The following is a 15,258-nucleotide window of genomic DNA, read 5'->3' as shown; positions in this document are numbered from 1 at the left end:
GCGTCGGCCACTGCTCCAATAGCTGCTGTCAGCCCAAAGTGCACAAGAACCCATGAAGAAATCTGCCGCCTTCGCCCTCGCGGGCGTGTTGATCGTAGCCGTCGCAGGCGGCTGGTGGCGCATGTCGGGCGATCGGCCGGCCACGAAAGATGCCAAGTCCGCGAACGCCGGGCCTCCGGCCGCGCTGGTCACGCTGGCCACGGCCGAAAAGCAGGACGTGCCGGTGACGGTGCAGGTCAACGGTAGCGTGGTTTCGCTCAACAGCGTCGACCTGCGCCCGCAGGTCACCAACACCGTGAGCGCGGTGCACGTCAAGGAAGGCCAGTTCGTGAAAGCGGGGCAGCTGCTCTTCACGCTGGACGACCGCAACGACCAGGCCAACCTGGCCCGCGCCCGGGCCCAGCAGCAGAAGGACGAGGCCACCATGGCCGACCTGGAGCGCCAGTACAAGCGCAGCCAGGACCTGGTGGCACAGAACTTCATTGCCAAGAGCGCGGCCGACGCCACGCTGTCGCAGCTCCAGGCGCAGCGCGCCGCCGTGGCGGCCGACCGCGCGGCCGTGCAGTCGGCGCAGGTGGCGCTGGGCTACGCCACGCTGCGCGCGCCCATCGCGGGGCGCATCGGCGCCGTGAACATCTACCCGGGCACGCTGGTGCAGCCCACGCTGTCGCTGGTCACCATCACCCAGCTCGACCCGATCGCCGTGAGCTTCCCGGTGCCCGAGGGCAACCTGCAGGACCTGCTGGCCGCGGCGCGCACGCGCGCCAAGGTCGAGGCGCTGGTCACGGGCCGGCGCGAGCCGCTGTTCGGCACGCTCGACTTCGTCGACAACACGGTCGATCCGCAGATCGGTACCGTGCGCGCCAAGGCCGTGTTCGCCAACGCCGACCAGAGCCTGTGGCCCGGCCAGTTCGTCAACACGCGCATCACGGTGCGCATGCTCGACGGCGTCACCGTGGTGCCGGCCGCGGCGCTCATGATGCTGTCCGACGGCGCCACGCTGTACGTGGTCGATGCCGAGCGCAACGCGGCGCGCCGCCAGGTCAAGGTGCTGCACACCTTCGGCACCAAGGTGGCCGTGAGCGGCGTGACGCCCGGCGAGCAGGTCGTGATCGAAGGCAGCCAGAACGTGCGCCCGGGTGGCAAGGTGCGCATCGACGTGAAGGCTCCGGCCGGACCGGGCGGGGCGCCTGCCAACGGCACCACGGGCGTCACGCCCGGCAGCGCGGCTTCGTCGGATGTTCAGCCGGCACGAGAACGCGCATGAACATTTCAGAGCTCTGCATCCGCCGTCCGGCGATGACGGTGCTGCTGTCGGCGGCCGTCGTGGTCATCGGCATCTTTGCGTACTTCAGCATCCCGGTCGCGGCGCTGCCGAGCTACAACACGCCGGTCATCAACGTCAACGCGCAGCTGCCGGGCGCCAGCCCCGACACCATGGCGAGTTCGGTGGCGCTGCCGCTCGAAAAGCAGTTCTCGACCATCCCCGGCCTGCAGACCATCAGCTCGGTGAACACGCAGGGCGTGACCTCGCTCACGCTCGAATTCGTCAGCAGCCGCGACATCGACGCCGCTGCCGTCGACGTGCAGGCCGCACTGCTGCGCGCCCAGCGCCAGCTGCCGCAAGAACTGACGCAGCTGCCTTCGTACCGCAAGGTGAACCCGGCCGACGCGCCGGTGCTGTTCATCGCGCTGATCTCGCCGTCGATGAACCCGTCGGAGCTCAACGACTACGCCGAGAACCTGATTTCGCCCACGCTCTCGACCATCGACGGCGTGGCGCAGGTGGGCGTGTACGGGCGCAAGGCCTTCGCGGTGCGCATCAAGGCCAACGCCGACCTGCTCAACGCGCGCAACATCACGCTCGACGAGCTGGCCAAGGCGGTGAATTCGGCCAACGCCAACACGCCGGTCGGCACGCTCGACGGCCCGCGCCAGACGCTCACCATCCAGGCCAACCGCCAGCTCATGAAGGCAGCCGACTTCGCCAAGCTGATCATCGCGCAGCGCAACGGCGCGCCGGTGCGGCTGGACGAAGTGGCCACGCTCGAAGACAGCTTCGAGTCGGTCAAGACCGCCAGCAGCTTCAACGGGCAAGACTCGATCTCGCTGGCCGTGCAGCGCCAGCCCAATGCCAACACCGTGCAGGTGGTGGACGCGGTGCGCGCGCTCATCCCGCGCTTCAAGGCCGAGCTGCCGCAGTCGGTCGAGATCCAGATGGTCAACGACCGCTCGATCTCGATCCGCGAGGCGGTGCACGACGTTCAGCTCACGCTGCTGGGCACCATCGCGCTGGTGGTGCTGGTGATCTTCCTGTTCCTGCACCGGCTGGTGGCCACGCTGATTCCGGCGGCCACCATTCCCATTTCGCTCATTGGCGCGGTGGCGCTGCTCTACGCCTTCGGCTACAGCCTGGACAACGTCTCGCTGCTGGGCATCACGCTGGCCGTGGGCCTGGTGGTGGACGACGCCATCGTGGTGCTCGAGAACATCATGCGTTACGTCGAGAAGGGCATGGAGCCGATGGCCGCCGCGCTGCGCGGCGCGCGCGAGGTGGGCTTCACCATCGTGTCGATCTCGATCTCGCTGGTGGCCGTGTTCATCCCGATCTTCTTCATGCCGGGCGTGATCGGCCTCTTGTTCCACGAGTTCGCCGTGGTGGTGGCGCTGGCCGTGCTGGTGTCGGCCGTGGTGTCGCTCACGCTCGTGCCCATGCTCGCGAGCCGGCTGCTCAGGCACGTGCCGCGCAAGGCCGGCGCGCTCGACCACGAGGAAGAGCACCCCGAGCCTGGCACGGCGATCGGCCGTGCCTTCGAGCGCGGCTACCGCGCGGTGCATGGCGGCTACATGCGCACGCTCGACTGGACGCTCGGGCACCGCGCGCTGATGCTGGTCATGGCGGGGCTGACCTTCGTGGTCACGGCCTGGCTCTTCATCAGCATTCCCAAGGGCTTCTTCCCCGAGGAAGACATCGGCCAGATCCAGATCACCACCGAGGCGGCCGAAGACATTTCGTTCACCGCCATGAAGGCGCTGCAGGACCGCGTGGCCGCCGCGCTCAAGGCCGATCCGAGCGTGGACTACGTCAGTTCCTTCGTCGGCGTGGGCGGCCCGACCGCCACGCAGAACTCGGGCCGGCTGTTCGCGGTGCTCAAGCCGCGCAGCGAGCGCCCCAAGATGGCCAAGGTGCTCGAGTCGCTGCGCCAGCGCTTCCGCGAGATCCCGGGCATTGCCGTCTACATGCAGCCGGTGCAGAACCTGCGCCTGGGCGGGCGCCAGAGCAAGGCGCGCTTCCAGTACACGCTGCAGAGCGTGAACGCCGGCGAGATGGTGCCGTGGTCGACCAAACTCATGGAGCGCATGCGCGCCGATCCCGACTTCCGCGACGTGACCAGCGACTCGCAGAACCGCGGCCTGCAGGCCACGCTGGAGATCGACCGCGACAAGGCCGGCGTGCTCGGCGTGGCCGTGGGCGACCTGCGCACCGCGCTGTACAACGCGTACGGCGACCGCCAGATCGGCAGCATCTACGGCGCCAGCAACACCTACCAGGTCATCCTGTCGGCGGCCGACAGCGACCGCCAGTTCGAGGAAGACGTGGCGCGCCTGTCGGTGCGCAGCACCACCGGCAAGCTGGTGCCGCTGTCGGCCTTCTCGACCGTCAAGCGCACCGTGGGGCCGACCTCGGTCAACCACCAGGGCCAGCTGCAGGCGGTGACGGTGTCGTTCAACCTCGGCCCCGACGTGCCGCTGGGCAACGCGACCGCGAAGATCGACCGCTTCAAGGACGAGCTGAAGATGCCGCAGTCGATCATCACGACCTACGGCGGCGATGCGGCGGTGTTCCAGAGTTCGCAGGGCAGTCAGGCCGTGCTGCTGGTGCTCGCGGTGCTGGTCATCTACGTGCTGCTGGGCGTGCTGTACGAGAGCTACATCCACCCCCTCACCATCCTGGCGGGCCTGCCCTCGGCGGCGGTGGGGGCGCTCATCTCGCTGAAGCTCTTCGGCTTCGACCTCACGCTGATCGCGACCATCGGCATCCTGCTTCTGATCGGCATCGTGAAGAAGAACGCGATCATGATGATCGACTTCGCGCTCGACGCGCAGCGCACCGAGGGCATGAAGCCGGTCGACGCGATCCGCGAGGCCTGCCGGCTGCGCTTCCGCCCGATTCTCATGACCACGCTGGCCGCGCTGATGGGCGCGCTGCCGCTCGCATTGGGCCTGGGCGCCGGCGCCGAGCTGCGCCAGCCGCTGGGCGTGGCGGTGGTGGGCGGGTTGATCTTCTCGCAGGTGATCACGCTGTACATCACGCCCGCGATCTACCTGGCGCTCGACCGCTACAGCGGCAGCGGGCCGATGGTGGAGCTGCCGGGCGAGGCGAAGGCCGAGGCTGCGGCGGGGCACGCGGCCTCGCACGCTTGACGGCGGTTCAAATCACACGCCTGACGGCGATTCAAAAGATGCCGGATGGCCATGAGCGTGAGCCACCCGGCCAGGAAGGACTTGTGCAGTCCAGCGCTAAGCCACACCCGGACCATCGCCCATTGAAGGCGCTCCGGCCTCTCTCCTCAACGGCTCTCTCCATTCCCTCCGCCGCTGCTCTTCCCATGTGTGTGACGGGATGAATGATCGCGAGGGGGAGAGGGTGTCGACGGTATCCAGCGATACAGGAAGCGGGCTTTTTCCTTACGGTGTCGCGTCGCGGAAACGATGCAAGGCCAGCGCATTCGGAATGCCGACCTGCCGGGCCCGCGTTTCAATGAGCCCTTCTCTCGCCAGCGCATTCAACGTGCGCGTGACGGTGACGCGGCTCAGGGCCGTCATGGCGCCGATCTGCTCGTGGGTCAGATCGACGGTGAGTTGTTTCGGTGCCTGCGCCGATGGCGGGCGTGCCACCCGCAGCAGCAAGTCGATGACCCGCTCCTTCGGTGCCGCCGAGGCCACCCCGGCGAGCTTGGCGACGATCATGTGGTTCTTGAAGCCGAGCAGCTGGATCAACGAGGTCGCGAGCTCGGGCAGCGCCGAAAACTGCTGCGCGACATCCGCCGGGCGATAGCGGCTGAGAAGGGCCGGCGCGACCGCCCGGGTCGTCGTCGGTCGGGGGCTGTCGGCAAACGCCGGGCCTTCGCCGAAGATCGCACCCGGCCCGAAGATCTCGAGCAGGAACTCCGAGCCGTTGCTTCGGTGGATCGTGGAATGCACGAAGCCCGATCGCAAGAGATAGAAGTAATCGTGCCGTTCGCCTTCGCGCGCAATGGTGTCGCCGGCCTCCAGGGTGACGAAGCTTCCCAGGTGCGTGGCGTCGATCCACGGCGCGGACAGCGACTGGGAGGCGTCCCAGCTGGCGTACGCCGAGGGCGTGGAATTCGTTCTTTTCATGGGAGCGTCTTGCCCGGGGCGAAGAAAGGCAAGCGGCTCACCCCACTAGGTCGTGGTCTCGTCCAGCGGCGCGTCCGTCGCCAGGTGGGCGATGTCGCTCCAACCGACGAGGCTGAAGCCCTCGGGCGTCCACAGCATGCGGTTGATGGCCGCGTTGCCGAGCTGCCAGGTGCGCGGCGCCTGCAGCTCCTGGCGCGTGGCGGCGCGGTAGAGCACGTCCATCACGCCGCCGTGGGCCACCAGCACCACGAGCTGGCCCGGGTGGCGCGCGGCGATGGCCGAGGCGGTGCCGGTCACGCGGTCGCGAAAGGTCAGCAGGCTTTCGCCGCCGCCTTCGGGCTCGAACTCGGGGTCGCGCTCGCGCCAGCGGCGGGCGTCTTCGGGCAGCGTGGCCTCGATCTCGGCGAAGCTCATGCCCTCGAAGCGGCCGAAGGCGCGCTCGCGCAGGCCCAGGTCGGGCTGCACCTCGAGGCCGTGGGGCTCGGCGATGGCCTGCGCGGTCTGCCAGGCCCGCGAGAGGTCGCTGGCGTACACCGCCGCAATTGGCTCGTCGGCCAGCGCCTGTCCGGCGCGCTGCGCCTGCCAGAGGCCGGTGGCATTGAGGCCGATGTCGAGGTGGCCCTGGATGCGGGTGTCGACGTTCCAGGCGGTTTCGCCGTGGCGCACGGCGATCAGGCGGGTGAGATTGGCTTCCATCCGTCCGAATTCTAGAAGTGCGTCATTTCCTGGCGGCCGGCGTGAGCTCGATGTTCACGCGGCGCTCGCCCGGCGGCGGGTTCGGAAAGCCCTGCAGCGCGGCCTCGAACATCACCGGCAGGATCGCCGCGCTCGAGCTGTAGGGGCCGTCGTTGCGCGCGCGGGTCTCGTACACCACGCGGTGGCTGCCGCCCGCCTCGCGCAGCACGAGGCTGACCTCGCGCTGGTACCAGGGGTTGGCCGGCGGCGTGAACATCGGGCCGCCGTACCAGCCGCTGCCATACCAGCGGTGACCGTAGTAGCCGCCGTAGCCGTAGCCCCAGGGGCCGGGCCCGTACAGCCACGGATCGGCCCAGGGCGACAGCGCCGCCGTGACGCGCGCGCCGATCTGCGCCGTGTACTGCGGCCTTGTGTCGTCGCGGCGCAGGCCGACCTTGTCGAGCGCGGCCGCGGCCATGGCCTCCAGGCCTTCCTGGCGCGCCGTGTCGGCCTGCTGCGAAGGCAGGCGCTCGAAGCGGTAGGTGGCGCCGGGCGGCACGGTCGTGCCCGGCGTGGCAAAGCTCTTGACGTTGCTGTCTACCACCCAGGAGGTGGCGCAGCCGCTCAGGGTTGCTACCAAAAATAGAGCTGAAAATGCACGATACATAAGGGTCTCCGGGCCTGCGGCCCTCAAAGTCCCCTGGGTTGCCCGTCAGAAGGTGTAAATGAATCCGGCGTGGCCGAGCAGCCCGTCCAGGCGCGTCCCATCGAGGCGCAAAGCGCAGCCATAGCCCAAGCTATGGCGAGCATTTGCAACGAAGAGGGGGCGTGTCTGGGCGGGATGAGCGGACATGTCGGGTTCGTTTACACCTTCTTAGCCCTGGACGATGCGCAGGGCGGAGGGTGCCTGGGAGAGCAGGTCGAAAGCGGGCGTGTCGAAGGCCTTGTCGCCGTTCTCGTCGGCCACGCCCGTCGCCTTCAGACCCTGGAAGTCGTGCAGCGTTCCGTCCAGCAGGTGCGAAGGCACGACGTTCTGCAGCGCGGTGAACATGTTTTCCACGCGGCCGGGGTATTTCTTGTCCCACTCGCGCAGCATCTCGCCGACCTGCTTGCGCTGCAGGTTCTCCTGGCTGCCGCACAGCGTGCAGGGAATGATCGGGAACTCGCGGTGCTGCGCCCAGCGCACCGTGTCTTTCTCGGCCACGTAGGCCAGCGGACGGATCACGATGTGCTTGCCGTCGTCGCTCACCAGCTTGGGCGGCATGCTCTTGAGCTTGCCGCCGAAGAACATGTTGAGGAAGAAGGTCTGCAGCATGTCGTCGCGGTGATGGCCCAGCGCGACCTTGGTGGCGCCCAGCTCGTCGGCCACGCGGTACAGGATGCCGCGGCGCAGCCGGCTGCACAGGCCGCAGGTGGTCTTGCCTTCGGGAATGACGCGCTTGACGATGCTGTAGGTGTCCTGGTTCTCGATGTGGAAGGCCACGCCGAGCTCGCTCAGGTACTTGGGCAGCACCTCTTCGGGAAAGCCGGGCTGCTTCTGGTCGAGGTTGACCGCGACGATGTCGAAGTGGATGGGCGCGCGCGCCTTCATCTTGAGCAGGATGTCGAGCAGCGCGTAGCTGTCCTTGCCGCCCGAGACGCACACCATGACCTTGTCGCCCTCTTCGATCATGTTGTAGTCGACGATGGCCTGGCCGACCTGGCGGCACAGGCGCTTTTCGAGCTTGTGCGTCTCGCGTTCGATCTTCAGCGAGTTGGAGGGCGCACCGGCTTCGGGCGTATCGTCGATCCAGACGGCGTTCATTGGGGGGCTACTTCGGGCAAATCAGGGGAAAGACCCCCGATTTTGCCTTGGATCACCATTCCCCGGCTTCGATGCGGATGGCGACTTCGCAGTCGTCGAAGATTTCGAGCTTGGCGATCTTCACGCGCACGCCCCGCACGCCGGGCAGTTGCAGCAGGCGCTGCGCGAGCTTGCCGATCAGGCTTTCGAGCAGGTTGACGTGCTCGGCAGTGCACTCGTCGATGATGATGCGGCGCACCTTGCGGTAGTCCAGCACGTGGAAGATGTCGTCGTCCTGCGGCAGCAGCGGCTGCGGGCCGAGGTTGAGTTCGGCGTCCACCAGGATCGGCTGCGGCGCGGTCTTTTCCTGCTCGAGGATGCCCAGGTTGGCGTCGAAGCGCAGGCCCTGGAGGGTGAGTGTCTGGTGGCCGTGCGGTGTGTTCGTGGACATGGTGGTGGTGCTCGTCACATGAGCGAGAAGTCGCGCTCGAATTTCATGAGGTGCTGGCCGCCGTCGACGAGCAGCGTGGTGCCGGTGATCGAGCTGTTCTCCAGCGCGAACTTCACGGTGGCGGCCACGTCGTCCGATGTGGACGAGCGGCCCAGCGGCGACAGCTTGTGCAGCTGCGCGAACTTGTCGTCATCGAGCATATGGCTCGCCAGCGTGAGGCCGGGCGCCACGCCCACCACGCGCACGCGCGGCGCGAGCGCCAGCGCGAGCATGGGGGTGGCGGCTTCGAGCGCGGCCTTGGAGAGCGTGTAGCTCAGGAAGTCGGGGTTCGGGTTCCACAGCTTCTGGTCGAGCAGGTGCACCACGGCGCCGCCCTGCGCGTCGCGCCGGGCCAGGTGGTCGTGCAGCGCCTGCGCCAGCAGGATGGCCGCGCCGGTGTTGCTGCGCGCGTGGCGCTCCATGAGCGCGTAGCTGAAGCTGGCGGCGTCGTCGTGTTCGAAGAGGGCGGCGCTGTGCACAACCGCGTCGACGGCACGAAAGCGCGCCGCCACGCGCGGCAGCAGGGCGCGCGTGGCCTGCTCGTCGGCGAGGTCGGCCTCGAACAGGGCCGAGTCGCCCGAGCGCGCGGCGCAGTCGGCCACGGTCTGCTCGGCCTCGGCGCGCGAGCTGCGGTAGTGCACCGCCACCTGCCAGCCGCCCGCGGCGAGCGCCAGCGCGATCTCGCGGCCCAGCCGGCGGCCCGCGCCCGTGACGAGGACGGTGCGGCGGCGATCGGGGGAGGAGGGTGGGATGGCGCTCATTCGGAGGAAGAAGACAGAAGACAGGAAGAGGACAATGGCGCCGTGACGACGCCAACGACAAACAGTTTACCCATCGCCCTCGACCATCTGATTGCCCGCTCCGTCGAGCGCGCGGGCGGATGGATCGGCTTCGACCGCTTCATGGCTCTGGCCCTGTATGCGCCGGGGCTCGGCTACTACGCCAACACCTCGGCCAAGTTCGGCCACATGCCTTCATCCGGCAGCGACTTCGTGACCGCGCCCGAGCTGACGCCGATGTTCGGGCACACGCTCGCGGTGCAGGTGCTCGAGGCGCTGGAGAAGACCGGCACCGACACCGTGTGGGAGTTCGGCGCGGGCTCGGGGGCGCTGGCGGTGCAGCTGCTGCATGCGCTGGGCGAGATGGGGCGCGGCGATGTGCGCTATCGCATCGTCGACCTGTCGGGCACCTTGCGTGAGCGGCAGCAGCAGGCGCTGGCGGGGTATGCGGGGCGGGTCGAGTGGCTCGGGGAGCTGCCTGAGTCCATGCAGGGCGTGGTGGTCGGCAATGAAGTGCTCGATGCGATGCCGGTGCAGTTGCTGGCGCGGGTGAAGGGGGCCTGGTTCGAGCGGGGGGTGGTGCGTAATCCGGCGGGGGATGGGTGGACGTGGGCGGACCGGGCTACCGAGTTGCGGCCGCCGGTCGAGGTGTCTGGGGTGCATGACTACCTGACCGAGGTGCATCCGCAGGCTCAGGCTTTCATTGCGACGCTGGCGGATCGGCTCGAGAAGGGGGCGGCTTTTCTCATCGACTATGGGTTCCCCGAGGGCGAGTACTACCACCCGCAGCGGCACATGGGGACGGTGATGTGCCATCGGGGGCATCAGGCGGATGGCGATCCTCTGTCGGAGGTGGGGTACAAGGACATCACGGCGCATGTGGACTTCACGGGGATTGCTGTGGCGGGGCAGGAGGCAGGGCTTTCTGTGCTTGGCTACACGAGCCAGGCGCGGTTTCTCTTGAATTGCGGGATCTTGGGGCGGATGGAGCGGGGGACTGTGGCGCAGCGGGGGATGGCGGCTCGGTTGATTCATGAGCATGAGATGGGGGAGTTGTTCAAGGTGGTGGGGTTTGCTGTGGGTGAAGCCTGGGATGCCGTCGGGTTCGCTGAGGGGGATCGGAGTCACACGCTCTGAGGGCTTTGTTCTTGGCTGAGTGATTGCTTCCCGGGGCCGGGACTCGCCCCGGCGGGCGACTCACTTTCTTTTGCTTCGCCAAAAGAAAGTAAGCAAAGAAAAGGCGACCCCACTGTCTGCGTCCCTCCGCTTCGCTGCGGGCAACCTGCGGTGCTCGCGTTTCGCGGGGTCTCGCAGAACTCGCCTTCGGCTCAAACAGCTGCGAGCCCTGATCCGCGAAACGCTGCGCTCCTCGGCGCAGCCAGAGGGGCTTGGATGCCGGGCGGGCCGTCGCTGCGCTCGGCCACCACGGCGCCAAAGGCGCTGCGCGCTTTGGGCGCCTTGTGCTTGTGCTTTCAACGGAAAGAGTTGGTCATAAGCAAGCAACAAAGACTTCGTTGGGGAATGGAGGGCGCGCTTCTACATTCGCGGCATGACTGCCGTTCTTTCCCGCGCTACCTCCACCACAGAGGCTCCCGCGCAGCCCTTCGAGGTGCGGCCTTTCGATGCGCCGGTCGGTGCGGAGATCGTCGGGCTCGACATCGCTGAGCCGATCAACGCCGCCGACTTCCAACGCATCCACCGCGCGCACCTGGACCACCACGTGCTGGTCTTTCGCGACCAGCGCATCACGCCCGCGCAACACATCGACTTCAGCCGCCGCTTCGGGCCGCTGGAGATCCACGTGCTGCACCAGTTCCAGCTGAAGAACCACCCCGAGATCCTGATCGTTTCGAACATCAAGGAGAACGGCGAGCCGATCGGTCTCGGCGACGCGGGCGTGTACTGGCACTCCGACATTTCGTACAAGCCCAACCCCAGTCTGGGCTCGCTGCTGCACGCGCAAGAGCTGCCGAGCGAAGGCGGCGACACGCTGTTTGCCGACCAGCACCTGGCATGGGAGGCGCTGCCTGTCGAGCTGCAGCAGCGCATCCTGCCGCTGAAGGCGGAGCACAGCTACCTCGCGAAGTACGAGGAGCTGCGTGCGAAGAATCCGTGGCGGCCCAAGTTGTCTCAAGCGCAGATCGATCAGGTCGCACCCGCCGTGCAACCCGTGGTGCGCACGCACCCGGAGACGGGGCGCAAGGCGCTGTTCGTCAGCGAGCACTTCACGACGCGCATCGTCGGCCTGCCGCAAGGCGAGAGCGATGCGCTGCTGGCCGAGCTGTTCGCGCACAGCGTGAAGCCCGAGTTCGTGTACCGCCACACGTGGGCACCGCACGACCTGGTGTTCTGGGACAACCGCTCGCTGATGCACCTCGCGGCAGGCACGCCCGACCACCTGCGCCGCCGGCTCAACCGCACCACCATCGTGGGCGACACGCCTTTCTGATTTCCTCTTTTCTCCTTCTCTTCCGGACTTTCCAATGAACCGCTTCACCCGCAGCGCCGCCGCGCTCGTCACCGGCCTCGGCCTTCTCGCTGGCAGCCTGGCCGCGCACGCCGAAGGGCAGATCCGCATCGCCGAGCAGTTCGGCATCGTCTACCTGCTGCTCAACGTGGCGCAGGAACAGAAGCTGATCGAGAAGCACGCGAAGGCCGCAGGGGTCGATGCGAAGGTGGAGTGGGTCAAGCTCTCGGGCGGCTCGGCGGTGAACGACGCGCTGCTGTCGGGCAACATCGAAATCGCGGGCGCCGGCGTGGGGCCGCTGCTCACGCTGTGGGACCGCACCAAGGGCAAGCAGAACGTGAAGGGCGTGGCCTCGCTGGGCAACTTCCCGTACTACCTGGTGAGCAACAACCCGAACGTGAAGTCGATCGCCGACTTCACGGACAAGGACCGCATCGCGCTGCCCGCGGTGGGCGTGTCGGTGCAGTCGCGGGTGCTGCAGATCGCGTCGGCCAAGCTGTGGGGCGACAAGGAATTCAACCGGCTCGACAAGATCAGCGTGGCGCTGCCGCACCCCGATGCGGCGGCGGCGATCATCAAGGGCGGCACGGAGATCACGGGGCACTTCGGCAATCCGCCGTTCCAGGAGCAGGAGCTCGCGGGCAACCCGAATGCGCGCATCGTGCTGAACTCGTACCAGGTGCTGGGCGGGCCGTCGTCGGCCACGGTGCTGTACGCGACCGAGAAATTCCGCAACGAGAACCCCAAGACCTACAAGGCCTTCGTCGATGCGCTCGACGAGGCGGCGAAGTTCGTCACGGCCAATCCCGAGAAGGCGGCCGACATCTACCTGAAGGTGAGCAACGCCAAGCTCGACCGCGAACTGCTGCTCAAGATCATCAAGAACCCCGAGGTGCAGTTCAAGACCGCGCCGCAGAACACCTACGTGTTCGCGGAGTTCATGCACCGCGTGGGGGCGATCAAGAACAAGCCGGCGTCGGTGAAGGACTATTTCTTCGACGACGCGCACACGGCCTCGGGGAACTGACGCGATGCTGTCCCGCCTCGAGCGCCTGGCAGGGTCGCCCGCCGCGGCCTTCCTAGGCGGCAGCGTGGCGCCGCAGCGGCCGGCCCGGCGGCGCGGCGTGGTGGCCACGGGCGATGCGGCACCGCCGTACGTGCACGAGGCGTTGCTGCAGGTCGACGGCGTCAGCCTCGAGTACCGCACGCCCGAGCGCGTGGTGCGCGCCACGCACCGCGTGAGCTTCGACGTGCATGCCGCCGACCGCTTCGTGCTGCTCGGGCCCTCGGGCTGCGGCAAGTCCACGCTGCTCAAGGCCGTGGCCGGGTTCATCCCGCCGGTCGAGGGCGAGATCCGGCTCGACGGCCGGCGCGTGACGCAGCCGGGCCCCGACCGCATCGTCGTGTTCCAGGAGTTCGACCAGCTGCCGCCGTGGAAGACGGTGAAGCAGAACGTGATGTTCCCGCTGCTCGCCTCGCGCACGCTGGGGCGCAAGGAGGCGGCCGAGCGTGCGCTGCATTACCTGGACAAGGTGGGCCTCTCGAAATTCGCCGATGTGCACCCGCACCAGCTCTCGGGCGGCATGAAGCAGCGCGTGGCGATCGCGCGGGCGTTGGCGATGCAGCCGCGCGTGCTGCTGATGGACGAGCCCTTTGCCGCGCTCGACGCGCTCACGCGCCGCCGCATGCAGCAGGAGCTGCTCGAGCTGTGGGACGAGGTGCGCTTCACGCTGCTGTTCGTCACGCACTCGATCGAGGAGGCGCTGGTGGTGGGCAACCGCGTGGCGCTGCTGTCGCCGCACCCGGGGCGCATGCGTGCCGAACTCAACAGCCACGGTTACTCGCTGGACAGCCTGGGCGGTGCGGACTTCCAGGCGACGGCGCGGCGCATCCACGACATGCTGTTCGAGGAAGAGCAGGGCACCCCATGAGCACCCTGACGCCACCCATCCGCCCCGAGTACGAACGCACGCTCGAGCCCTTCACAGAATTGCCGGTGGAGCGCGCGCTGCCGCTGGCCATGCGCCTCGCCTCGCACACCTGGCTGCGCAAGGGGCTGATCCTTGCCGTCATCGCCGTGCTGTGGGAGCTGGCGGCGCGCTGGCAGGACAACGACCTGCTGCTGCCCACCTTCACCGCCACCGCCCGCGCGCTGGCCGAAGGGCTGGCCAGCGGCGAGCTGGTCGAGAAGGTGCGCATCTCGCTGGCCGTGCTGCTGCAGGGCTACCTGGCGGGCGTGCTGCTGGCCTTCGGGCTCACGACGCTGGCGGTGTCCACGCGCATCGGGCGCGATTTGCTGGACACGCTGACCTCGATGTTCAACCCGCTGCCCGCCATTGCGCTGCTGCCGTTGGCGCTGCTGTGGTTCGGGCTGGGCCGCGGCAGCCTGGTGTTCGTGCTGATCCATTCGGTGCTGTGGCCGCTGGCGCTCAACACCTACGCGGGCTTTCAGGGCGTGCCCGAGACGCTGCGCATGGCGGGGCGCAACTACGGGCTGAAGGGGCTGCGCTACGTGCTGCAGATCCTGGTGCCGGCCGCGCTACCGTCGATTCTCTCGGGGCTGAAGATCGGCTGGGCCTTTGCGTGGCGCACGCTGATCGCGGCGGAGCTGGTGTTCGGCGCCTCGTCAGGCAAGGGCGGACTGGGCTGGTACATCTTCCAGAACCGCAACGAGCTGTACACCGACCGCGTGTTCGCCGGCCTCGCGCTGGTGGTGCTGATCGGCCTGCTGGTGGAAAGCCTGGGCTTTCGCACGCTGGAGCGGCTCACGGTGCGGCGCTGGGGCCAGCAGCGCTAGCCCGCAGGTGAAGGGGCCGGGCGGACGAATGTCCCGGCGATGGCGCAAGGGCCGTGGGCTCGGGTCTAATCGCAGCTTTTGGCACGCGTTCTCCTTCCCATGAGCTCTTCCGCCCCCGACCTTTTCGCGATCGCCGGTGCGCTGGCCGATGCGGCCGCCGCCCAGTCGATGCGCTACTTCCGCACGCCGCTGGACATCATCACCAAGGCCGACGAAAGCCCGGTCACGCTGGCCGACCGCGCCGCCGAGACAGCCATGCGCGAGATCCTCGGTGCGCGCGTGCCCGCCGACGGCATCTTCGGCGAGGAGCACGGCCCCGAGCGCCTCGACGCCGACCGCATCTGGGTGCTCGACCCGATCGACGGCACGCGCAGCTTCATCACCGGCTCGCCGCTGTGGGGCACGCTCATCGGCGTGCTGCAGGGCGGTCGCGTGGTGCTGGGCATGGTCGACATGCCGGTGCTCAAGGAACGTTGGATCGGCGAGGCCGGCAAGGGCGCCACGCGCGACGGCCAGCCCGTGCGCGTGAGCAACTGCACCGAGATCGCCAAGGCCCGCATCGTCACCACCTCGCCCGACATCTTCTCGCCGGCCGACTGGAGCGCCTTCGACCGCCTGAGCCGCCAGTGCGCGATGCGCCGCTTCGGCGGCGACTGCTACGGCTACGCCCAACTCGCGGGCGGCACCATCGACCTCGTGGTCGAGACGGGGCTGCAGCCCTACGACTTCCTGGGCCCGGCGGGTTTGATCGAGGCCGCGGGCGGCGTCGTCACCGACTGGGAGGGCCGGCCGCTGGGGCTGAACCCCGACCAGCGCGTGATCGCGGCAGCCACACCCGAACTTCACCGACAAGCCCTGGCCGTGCTGGCGGCCTAGACTGTCTGC

Annotated in this window: 14 protein-coding genes; 8 read left to right on the top strand and 6 right to left on the bottom strand. The window is 68.1% G+C overall.

Features of this window, described 5'->3' with window-relative positions; genetic code table 11:
- Window positions 1-121: 121 nt before the first annotated feature.
- A complete protein-coding gene (locus VHAB30_RS21280) occupies window positions 122-1,267 on the top strand; it encodes an efflux RND transporter periplasmic adaptor subunit (protein WP_062477963.1) in 1,146 nt (381 codons plus the stop codon).
- Window positions 1,264-4,425 (top strand): efflux RND transporter permease subunit, encoded by a 3,162-nt coding sequence (locus tag VHAB30_RS21275; protein ID WP_159278534.1) that lies wholly within the window; start codon window positions 1,264-1,266, stop codon window positions 4,423-4,425. The genes VHAB30_RS21280 and VHAB30_RS21275 overlap by 4 nt, the downstream gene beginning before the upstream one ends.
- A gap of 264 nt (window positions 4,426-4,689) precedes the next feature.
- On the opposite strand, the gene VHAB30_RS21270 is transcribed toward VHAB30_RS21275, so the two are convergent.
- The 6 genes from VHAB30_RS21270 to VHAB30_RS21245 all read right to left on the bottom strand — a co-directional run bounded on the left by VHAB30_RS21270 (window position 4,690) and on the right by VHAB30_RS21245 (window position 9,091).
- Window positions 4,690-5,382, bottom strand: a complete 693-nt coding sequence (locus tag VHAB30_RS21270) for a Crp/Fnr family transcriptional regulator (RefSeq protein WP_159278533.1) — start codon at window positions 5,380-5,382, stop codon at window positions 4,690-4,692.
- Between the two features lie 45 nt (window positions 5,383-5,427).
- The gene (locus tag VHAB30_RS21265; RefSeq protein ID WP_070060094.1) at window positions 5,428-6,078 is read right to left on the bottom strand and encodes a histidine phosphatase family protein; all 651 of its coding nucleotides are present in this window, start codon (window positions 6,076-6,078) and stop codon (window positions 5,428-5,430) included.
- Between the two features lie 22 nt (window positions 6,079-6,100).
- Window positions 6,101-6,697: a DUF4136 domain-containing protein gene (locus VHAB30_RS21260; RefSeq protein ID WP_373866841.1), complete on the bottom strand. Its 597-nt coding sequence runs from the start codon at window positions 6,695-6,697 to the stop codon at window positions 6,101-6,103.
- Window positions 6,698-6,931: 234 nt separating this feature from the next.
- A complete protein-coding gene (gene ttcA / locus VHAB30_RS21255; RefSeq protein WP_062477895.1) occupies window positions 6,932-7,861 on the bottom strand; it encodes a tRNA 2-thiocytidine(32) synthetase TtcA in 930 nt (309 codons plus the stop codon).
- A 52-nt stretch (window positions 7,862-7,913) separates the two neighbouring features.
- Entirely contained in the window at window positions 7,914-8,291 is a 378-nt protein-coding gene (locus VHAB30_RS21250; protein WP_056576172.1) for a dihydroneopterin aldolase, read from the bottom strand.
- 14 nt (window positions 8,292-8,305) lie between these two features.
- Window positions 8,306-9,091, bottom strand: coding sequence for an SDR family oxidoreductase (locus VHAB30_RS21245; RefSeq protein ID WP_159278532.1), 786 nt, complete (start codon window positions 9,089-9,091; stop codon window positions 8,306-8,308).
- 42 nt (window positions 9,092-9,133) lie between these two features.
- Between VHAB30_RS21245 and VHAB30_RS21240 the strand changes: the two genes are divergently transcribed.
- The 6 genes from VHAB30_RS21240 (at window position 9,134) to hisN (ending at window position 15,249) form a co-directional block, all read left to right on the top strand.
- Complete coding sequence (locus VHAB30_RS21240) at window positions 9,134-10,246, top strand: class I SAM-dependent methyltransferase (RefSeq protein WP_159278531.1); 1,113 nt, start codon at window positions 9,134-9,136, stop codon at window positions 10,244-10,246.
- Between the two features lie 412 nt (window positions 10,247-10,658).
- Complete coding sequence (locus VHAB30_RS21235) at window positions 10,659-11,558, top strand: TauD/TfdA dioxygenase family protein (RefSeq protein ID WP_159278530.1); 900 nt, start codon at window positions 10,659-10,661, stop codon at window positions 11,556-11,558.
- 34 nt (window positions 11,559-11,592) lie between these two features.
- Window positions 11,593-12,603, top strand: coding sequence for an ABC transporter substrate-binding protein (locus tag VHAB30_RS21230; protein WP_159278529.1), 1,011 nt, complete (start codon window positions 11,593-11,595; stop codon window positions 12,601-12,603).
- Between the two features lie 4 nt (window positions 12,604-12,607).
- On the top strand, window positions 12,608-13,507 hold the full coding sequence (locus tag VHAB30_RS21225) for an ABC transporter ATP-binding protein (protein WP_390904010.1): 900 nt from the start codon (window positions 12,608-12,610) through the stop codon (window positions 13,505-13,507).
- Window positions 13,504-14,373 (top strand): ABC transporter permease, encoded by an 870-nt coding sequence (locus VHAB30_RS21220; protein WP_159278528.1) that lies wholly within the window; start codon window positions 13,504-13,506, stop codon window positions 14,371-14,373. Before VHAB30_RS21225 ends, VHAB30_RS21220 begins: the two co-directional genes overlap by 4 nt.
- Window positions 14,374-14,472: 99 nt before the next feature.
- Window positions 14,473-15,249: a histidinol-phosphatase gene (gene hisN / locus VHAB30_RS21215; RefSeq protein WP_159278527.1), complete on the top strand. Its 777-nt coding sequence runs from the start codon at window positions 14,473-14,475 to the stop codon at window positions 15,247-15,249.
- The last annotated feature ends 9 nt before the right edge of the window (window positions 15,250-15,258 follow it).

Source organism: Variovorax boronicumulans (assembly GCF_009811375.1).
Classification (GTDB): Bacteria; Pseudomonadota; Gammaproteobacteria; order Burkholderiales; family Burkholderiaceae_C; genus Variovorax; species Variovorax boronicumulans.
Note: the sequence above shows the minus strand (reverse complement) of the source record. Positions and strands in the feature narration are given on the sequence as shown.